We start from the raw sequence: 8,174 nt of genomic DNA, 5'->3' as shown, positions 1-8,174 counted from the left end.
GACCCCGAACCGCTCGTTGATGTCCAGGCAGGTGTTCACCGCACCGCGGTGGTTGATCATCACGCCCTTGGGGGCACCGGTCGAACCGGAGGTGTAGATCACGTAGGCGAGGTCGTTCGGGCCCCGGTCCGGCGTGCTTACCGGCTCCCGCGTGCCCGGGTCGGTGTCCGGGACGTCCAGCACGACGGCGCCGTCCGGCCAGTCCACGCCTTCGACCAGACAGGGCTGGGTCACCACGACGGCGGCGCCCGCGTGGTCGAGCAGGTGGTGCAACCGATCCCGCGGCACCCGCGGATCCACCGGAACGAAGAACCCGCCCGCCGCGGGCACCGCGAGCGCGGCGACGACCTGCTCCCACCCCTTGTCCATGACGATCGCGACGGCGTCACCGGGCCGCATACCCGTCGCGAGCAGCCGGGCGGCGAGCCTGTTCACCCGGTCGCCGAGCTGCCGGTAGGTCAGCTGCCCGCCCGGGTGGATGACCGCCGGCTCTTCGGAGTGCCGCAACGCGGCGCGGTGGAACAATTCGTGCAGCAACCGCTCGGAATCGGCGAATTCCGTGGCCGTATCGTTCGATTCTGCAATCAGGTCGTTGTCGTCCGCCGGCAACAGCGAGAAATTGGCCAGCTGTCCCAAAGTCTTCCGTGTCAAGACAAACGCCCCCACCTTCGGCATTATCGGTTTACCGGTTCCGCCGATCGGAATATACGCGCCCAACATAGTGTGTCGCTGGATTGTCGATAGAATGGAAGTGGTATGCCGAATTTCGCTCCGCCGGGTCCGAACTCGTCAGGCGGCCCTCCGGTCCTCGCGGACGTCGTGGTTCTCGCGGCCTCGCCGCGCCCACTCGCGTTCCATTTCGGCGACGAGGTCGCTCCACACGATGCCCCGGCCGAGCCGGCCATCCGGTTCGGGGGTTCTCGGCTCGATCGGGACGGGCACCGCGGCCTGGTTGGTAGTCACGAGATGGCCTTTTTGTCGTGGGCTGGCAAGGTGCCGGTGTGCTCGAACCGGCCGCCGTGAAAGAGCAGCGCCGAATCACCCACGCCGCGAGTGGCTTCGAGCACCTCGCCGACGAAGATCGAGTGGTCGCCCCCCGCCGTACACCTTGACCAGCTCGCATTCCAGCCAGGCAAGGGCACCGGCGACCAGCGGGGTACCGGTACGCGGGCCGCGCACCCACTCGATGGCGTCGAACTGGGCCGGGCCGCGCGGCCGGCGCGAGTCGGCGAAGTGCCGCGCCACCTCCTGCTGGTCCCCGGCGAGCACGGAAACCGCGAACGACCGCGCGGACATGATCACCTCGTGCATCCGCGCCGCCTTGGCCACGCAGCACAGCACGAGCGGCGGCTCCAGCGACAGCGACGTGAACGCGTTCGCCGTCATCCCGTGGCCGTCCCGGCCGCCCGCGGTGAGCACGGTGACCCCGGTGGCGAACTGCGCCATCGCCTCGCGCTGCGCGGCCTGCCTCGACAACCGTTGCGTCGGCGGGCGCGGCAACCTGGCTATCGGCCGATGGCCACCTGCGGAGCCGTTGTCGGCCAAGTCATCCTCCCGCGGTCAGCATGGCCGCGTTCGCCGAGTACGGAGCGAGCGCGGCACGCAGCTCCTCGGGAACCCTGGCCGGGACGGTGTTCGTGTTCGGGCCGCGCATGCACGCGATCCGCTGCCTGCCGCGGGCGACCAGGATCTCGCCGTCCTCGTGCAGGTGCACGTAGTCGAAGCTGAACTGGATCTGGGTCTGAGTCAGCTCCTCGAGCCGCATCCGGATGGACAGCTCGTGGAACGCGGTGATCTCGGCGAAGAACTCACACTCGACCTTCAGCGTGAACAGCTTCAGGTCGTCGCGAACCTCCGCCAGCACGGTCGGTGCCTTCTCCTTGAGGAACATCTCCCGGCAACGTCCCTGCCAGCGCAGGTAGTTCACGTAGTAGACGTTGCCGACCAGGTTGGTCTCCTCGAACCCGACGGTGTGCCGGATCTCGTAGTAGTCCGTCATGCTCGGGCTTCCTCTCCCGCGAGTACCGCGAACACCACCGGGGCGGGCCGGTCGTGCACCATCGTCGCCCAGGTCGCGATCTTCGCCCCACCGGCGGACAGCACGGCCCAGCCGTCCTGGTGCACCCGGTGCACGGCCAGCGACTGGGTCAGCTCACCGGTCTTGCGGACGCACTCCAGCGCGGTCCACACCCTCGTGCGCGACACCGTCACCGGCTCGCCCGACTCGGCGGCGAGCAGGTCGCTCACCGCGAGCAGCTCGGCGCCGAGCAGGCCGGCCCAGTCCTGTTCGCCGCGCTCGGTGGCGGCCTCGGCGTCGCAGGTGAGCTTGCCGGAACCGGCCACCACGAACGTCAGGCCCGCGGTGTGCGAGGCCGAGACCTCGAACCCGTCCGCCTCCGGCTTGCCGTCCGGGCGGTAGCGCAGGCGCACCGGCCTGCCCGCCGCCCTGCTCGCGGCCAGCTCGGTCTGTGCTCTGCGCTGCGCGGTCGTCCCGACGTCGCCGTCGGCGGGGTCGGGCTCGACCACCACCGCCCGGTGGCCACCGAGCACCCGCTCCAGCGCACGCTCCACATAGGATCCGAGCACGGCCGGAACCCACGGTCCAGCGCCGTCCCGCTTGCGGACCGCCCGCAGGGTCAGCCCCTCCCAGCGCTCCACCAGCTCGCCGTCCGGGGCCCGTACGTCGAGGTCGTAGACGTAGGTGTCGCCGTCCTGCGACCGCTCCACCGCGTCCAGCACCACGTACTCCAGGGCTTGCTGCCGCTCGCGGTCGGCGAGGTACAGCCGCTCGATGCCCTGCGGCAGCAGCGTCGCGTCCGGGACGCAGCACTGGATCGCGTGCATCATCGCGTCCCGCGTACCCGGGTCGGCCAGGATCCGTTCCTGCGGAAGGAACGGCGCGAACCACGCGGCCTCGGACCTGGTGGAGATCTCGGCCACCGCCTGCCGCGCGCTCGCCCTGCGGTAGGCCAGCAGCCGCTGGAACCGCTTGCCCTGGAACAGCACGCTGCCGTAGAGCTCGGTCACCGGGTCCACCGGAACCGCCGACAGCTCGTGCGCCCCGGTGACCTCGCCCCGTTCCGGCTCGGGGCCGGAGTACCGCAGCCTGGCCCGGAAGTGGTCCGCGCCGAACCCGGTGTCCCCGCTGCGGATCACGACGTCGACCGTGTCCTGGTCGCGGACCAGTGCGGCCACCCTGATCGTGGTCGAGCCCGTGCGGGGCACCACGATCGGCCGGAGGAACTCGACGCCGTCCAGCCGCGGCGAGCCCGTCCGCCCGCTCACCGCCGCGGCCACCTGGGTCATCGCCTCCATGCCCAGTACCGCGGGGAAGAGCAGGTCGCCGTCGAGCAGGTGGTCGCCGAGATAGGGATCGCTGCCGTCGGCGAGATCGGCCTCGGTGATCAGCTCGATCCCGGGGTAGTGCACGACGGCCCTGTCCACGAACCTGGTCAGCGGCAGCTCGGGCCGCTCGATGGGCAGCGTGGCCAGCCCGCCCGTGCGGCCACCGACGACGAGCACCGGCGGCGCCTCTGGGTCGGCGAGCACCTGGCGCAGCACGTCGATGCCGTTCTCGGTGGAGATCGGGGTGATGCCGTCGCGCTGCAACGCCTCGACCACGCCCAGCTTCTCGCCCATCCCGGCGCCGGACCACACCGACCACTCCATCGCCAGCACACGGGCCCCTGGGTGTTCCTGGCCGAACCGCAAGGTCAGCTCGGACATCCAGTCGTTGGCGGTGGCGTAGTGCGCCTCTCCGCGCAGGCCCGCCCTGCCGATGATGCTGCCGAAGGTCACCAGCAGCTTGATCCGGTCGGCGTCCACAGCGGACAGTACCGCTTTCAGGCCGTCCACCTTGGGCGCCACCGTCGAACGGAATCCCTGCTCGGTGAGGGAGAACAGGGCCGCGGGTTCGTTCCGCCCCGCCCCGTGCAGCACCGCGGTGACCTGGCCGAGGCTGGCCTGCACCTGCTCGACCGCCTCGCCCACCTGCCCGGCCGACGTCACGTCGGCCCGCACGTAGCGGTACCGCACACCCGCCGCGTCCATTCTGGACAGGTTGGCCGCCAGCTCGGTGTCCTCGGCCGGGTCGGCCCTGCCGAGCAGGGCCAGTTTCGCCCCGGAATCCTTCGCGATCGCCAGCGCGCACTCGGCCGTGATGCCCTTGCCGCCTCCGGTGACCAGCAGTACGTCGCCCTCGCCGAGCGGCGACGTGCCGGGTTCGACCGTCCTCGCCTGACTCGCCTCCAGCATCGGCACGGTCCGCCTGCCGTCGGCGGTGTACCGCACCTCGGCGAAGTCCGTCGTGGCCGCCACCTCGGCGACCACGGTGGACACCGCGTCGGCGAGCGCGTCGCCCGAGGGCACGATGTCGTCGAGGTCAACGATCGTGGTGCGCGTCGAAGGGTCCTCCAGCCGCAGCGTCCTGGCCAGCCCGGCGGCCCCGAGCCCGCGCTGCACCACGACGAACCGGGTACCGGTCGGTGCGGCCAGCGCCGCCCTGCCCGCGTCGAGGAACAGGCCGAGGTGGTCGGCACCGCAGTCGGCGGGCAGGCACAGCAGCACGCCGTCGCCGACCCCCGCGCTGGCCAGCGCGGCTCGCAGCGGTTCGGCCAGCGGGTGGCCGTCCGGGGCGAACACGGTCCACTCGTGCGTCGCGCCCCCCGCCGAGCCGAGATCGGCGCCCGGCCGCGGCCGCTCGACGTAGTCCACGGCGAACGAGCGCACCCACGGCTCGACGCCCGGCACCTCGCCGGCCCCGGACGTCTGGTCCTTGGCCTGCTCGGTCTCGGCCAGCTCGTCGATCATCTCGGCCAGCTCACCGAGGCACGCGGTGGCGAAGTTGGGCATGCCCTCCAGCGGCGGGCGGCCGAGCGTCCTGGTCACCTCGTTGACCAGCTGGCCGACCGTGATGGAACTCAGGTGCAGGTCGTCCAGCGGGTGGCTGTCCGCGGTGACGGTCTCCAGCGGCAGCTCGACGCGCTCCGCGGCCAGCTTGCGCAGCAGATCCAGCGTGCTGCCACCGCCACCGGCCGGTTCGGCCGCTTCCTGCCTTGGCCGCTCGGCGGGTTCGGCGGACACCAGCTCGGCGTCGATCGCCGGAGCCGACTCACATGGGCTGGCCAGGAAGGTCATATCGCCTTCGAGCGAGATCGGCCGCACAGCCCTGCCCTCGAACAGGGCCTCGGTCCGCACGGGCGCGCCGAGGCTGAACGCCGCGCCCGCGACGGAAAGCAACGACGACAACGAGCCGCTGTCGGTGTCCACCGACAGCACCGGGGTACCCGGCGCGATCGACTCGAGCAGCCCGGCGAGTACCCGGCCGGGACCGACCTCGACCACGAGATCGCAGCCCTCGGCCGCCTTCGCCGCGGCCTCGCGGAACCGCACCGGCAGCACGACCTGGTCGCGCAGCAGCTCGCCGAGGTCCTCGGCGCCGTGCAGCACCTCACCGGTCACGGTGGACACCACCGCCCCGCTGAGCCGGTCGAACCCGAACCCGGCCAGTTGCTCGGTCAGCGCCTCGGCGGCCGGTTCGACGGCGGGCGAGTGGAACGCGTGCGAGACGTTGATCCTCGTCGCGGTCACGTCGGCGGCCCGCGCCTTCGCGCACACCCTTTCCACCGCCTCGGCGGGGCCGGAGATCACGGTCTGCCTCGGCGCGTTGTACCCGGCGATCACCACGTCTTCGCCGTCGGCGAAGCGCTCCACGCCGTTCGGGTCGGTGGCCAGCCCGGCCATCGCCCCGCCGCCGTGGCTGGCGCCGGCCATCACCTTGCCGCGGATCGCGGCGAGCCGGAGCACCTGCGCCTCGTCCATCGCCCCGCCCCAGTGCAGCGCGCTCAGCTCGCCGAGGCTGTGCCCGGCCGCGATGGCCGCCTCGATACCGAGCTCGCCGAGCACCCGCAACGCCGCGAGCGAGCCGGTGACGATGCGGGGCTGGGCCACCTCGGTCGCCACCTGGTCGCCGCCCTCGGGCAGGTTCGCGATCCGGAAGATGTCGTCGGCCGAAAGGAACCGGCGCCGCAGCGCGCCGGCGGCACCCCGGCCAGAGCCCTGCCCGGGGAACAGGTACGCGATGCGCGGGGCACTTGTCCTGGCCGCGGCGAAGACGCCCTCACCGGCGGCGAAAACACTGGTCGCCCCTCCTTCGAGCGTGCTGAGCAAGCGGGTCAGCTTGCGCTCGGCCTCGTCCGGCGTGCTCGCCACGACCGCGGCCCGCGCGGCCCCGCCGGTCAGCGTGCCCGCCAGCGCCCCGGCCAGGTCGGTCAGCTCGGCCATCGCCAGCTTGCCGACGAATCCCGCCACCTTTTCGATCCGCTCGCGCAGCTCGGCGAGGTCGCCCGCGTCGAGCAGGAGCAGCTCCGCGTCCTGCCTTCCAGTGACCAGGTTCCTCGTGGTGTCGTCCAGTTCCACGCGCCGCGGCACGCCGGGGGCCTGCTCGACGGCGATATGCGAGTTGATCCCGCCGAAGCCCATCGCGGAGACCCCGGCCCGGACCGGCCGCTCGGCGGGCCACAGCCCCGCCTCGCGCGGCACGTACATCGCCGCCGACTCCGCCAGCAGCTGCGGGTGCGGGTCGACGTGGCCGGTGGCCGGTGGGATCACCTGGTGGTATACGGCGAGCGCCGCCTTGATCAACCCGGCGACCCCCGCCGCTGCCTTGGTGTGCCCGAGGTTTCCCTTGATGGTGCTGAGCGCGGCCGGTTCGGCGCTCGCGTCTGCGTCCCGGCGGGCCGACGAGAGGGCCTCGATCTCGGTGGCGTCGCCGACCGCGGTCCCGGTGCCGTGTCCTTCGAAATAGGACACCGTTTCCACGCCGTAGCCCGCGCGGCCGTAGGCCCGCGCCAGCGCGAGCCGGTGGCCGCCGACTTCCGGCCGGGTGATGCCGCCCTTGCCGTCCGAGGAGATTCCCCAGCCGGTGATCGAGGCGTAGATCCGCGCGCCCCTGGCGAGCGCGTCGCTCTCCCGCATCAGCACCAGCATCCCGGAACCCTCGCCAGGCCAGAAGCCGTTCGAGCCCCGGTCGTAGACCTTCATCTCGCCGGTGGCCAGCGCGCCGGTCTTGGCGAAGCCGATCACCTCGAACGGGTCGATCGAAAGGTCGACGCCACCGGCGAGCGCCACGTCCAGCTCACCGTCGGCCAGCGCGTTCGCCGCCGTCGCGACGGACAGCAGCGACGACGAGCACGCGCCGTCGACGGTGAACCCGCCGCCCTTGAAGTCGAAGTGGTTGCAGATCCGGCCCGCGATCGTGTTGGCGAGCCCACCGGCGAGCGTGTCCTCGTCGATCCCGGGGAACGGCGCCTTGTACCGCTGCTCCAGCTCGCCGAGGAACGTCGCCGTCTCGTCCTCACCCCAGCCCTTCTCGACCAGCGCGGCGGCCACGGTCCGCCGGACGTAGGGCCAGCGCAGCCGCATGAGGTTGGCCCTGGAGAACTCGCCGGTAAGGCTGTTGCCCAGCACGACACCGGTCGACTCCCTCGGCAGTCCTTCGCCGCCGGGCAGTCCGGCGTCGGCCAGCGCCCTCGACGCCACCTCGAGCGCCAGCCAGTGGGTCAGGTCGGTGGAGCGGTACGTGCTTCCCGCGACCTTGTACCGCAGCCGGTCGAACTCGAAGTCGCGCAGCACGGCCGCCTGCTGCGAGTAGAACCGGTCCGGGGCTTCGGGATCGGGTGAATAGTAGTCCTGGCTGTTCATCCGTTCGTCCGGCAACCGCCGGAAAGCCCGGCGCCCCGCCAGCACGTTCTCCCACAGCTCACCCGGCGAGTCGGCGTCCGGATAGCACAGACCGACACCGACGATCGCGACCCGCTCGACACCCATCAGGACCACCACATTCCCGCCGTTCGCGCATCACGTCCGCCACGACACACGGCCACCGTCCTGGCGTTCGCAAGAATGCGCGAAACGTCAAAGCTGCTCATGGACTACCTTCCATATCGTTCGAAACGCACGGCCTGTTGGCGACGCACGATTCGTGGCAGCTGGAACCTCGAGCGCGACGCTTTGCGATGACTCGCTGTTGACAGCATGCCCAGTAACCGTGAGAAACGTCTTCTTTGATAGTGCCCCGGCCGTGGCCGCGCAGAATCGTGCGAGAATCGCTGTTGTCGCGGACAGCAATCGAGAAGACGCGGTCGCCGAGGCGTTCGGGAACGCTCACCGCGATG

The 8,174-nt window shown here is 71.4% G+C and carries 3 protein-coding genes and 2 pseudogenes; all 5 read right to left on the bottom strand.

From position 1 onward, the window contains the following. Positions 1-30: 30 nt before the first annotated feature. Positions 31-675, bottom strand: a pseudogene (locus ACFPLC_RS07705) (AMP-binding protein); the annotation flags it as partial. A gap of 114 nt (positions 676-789) precedes the next feature. Further along, positions 790-963 carry a DUF6222 family protein gene (locus tag ACFPLC_RS07700; protein ID WP_378195736.1) on the bottom strand — a complete coding sequence of 58 codons (174 nt, stop codon included), beginning with the start codon at positions 961-963 and terminating at the stop codon, positions 790-792. Next, positions 960-1,446: pseudogene (locus tag ACFPLC_RS07695) on the bottom strand (flavin reductase family protein). The gene ACFPLC_RS07700 and the pseudogene ACFPLC_RS07695 overlap by 4 nt, the downstream one beginning before the upstream one ends. A gap of 100 nt (positions 1,447-1,546) precedes the next feature. Continuing rightward, complete coding sequence (locus tag ACFPLC_RS07690) at positions 1,547-1,999, bottom strand: acyl-CoA thioesterase (RefSeq protein WP_191307072.1); 453 nt, start codon at positions 1,997-1,999, stop codon at positions 1,547-1,549. Continuing rightward, on the bottom strand, positions 1,996-7,827 hold the full coding sequence (locus tag ACFPLC_RS07685; protein ID WP_378195733.1) for a type I polyketide synthase: 5,832 nt from the start codon (positions 7,825-7,827) through the stop codon (positions 1,996-1,998). The genes ACFPLC_RS07690 and ACFPLC_RS07685 overlap by 4 nt, the downstream gene beginning before the upstream one ends. Positions 7,828-8,174 lie beyond the last annotated feature (347 nt).

It is taken from the genome of Amycolatopsis plumensis, assembly GCF_042652605.1.
GTDB classification, from domain to species: domain Bacteria; phylum Actinomycetota; class Actinomycetes; order Mycobacteriales; family Pseudonocardiaceae; genus Amycolatopsis; species Amycolatopsis plumensis.
The sequence above is the reverse complement of the archived record's forward strand: the minus strand, read 5'-3'. Positions and strand labels throughout refer to the sequence as shown.

Excerpts from the sequence above, each read along its gene's own strand:
- ACFPLC_RS07685 (WP_378195733.1), bottom strand. The coding sequence starts at position 7,827 with ATGGGTGTCGAGCGGGTCGCGATCGTCGGTGTCGGTCTGTGCTATCCG.
- ACFPLC_RS07690 (WP_191307072.1), bottom strand. The coding sequence starts at position 1,999 with ATGACGGACTACTACGAGATCCGGCACACCGTCGGGTTCGAGGAGACC.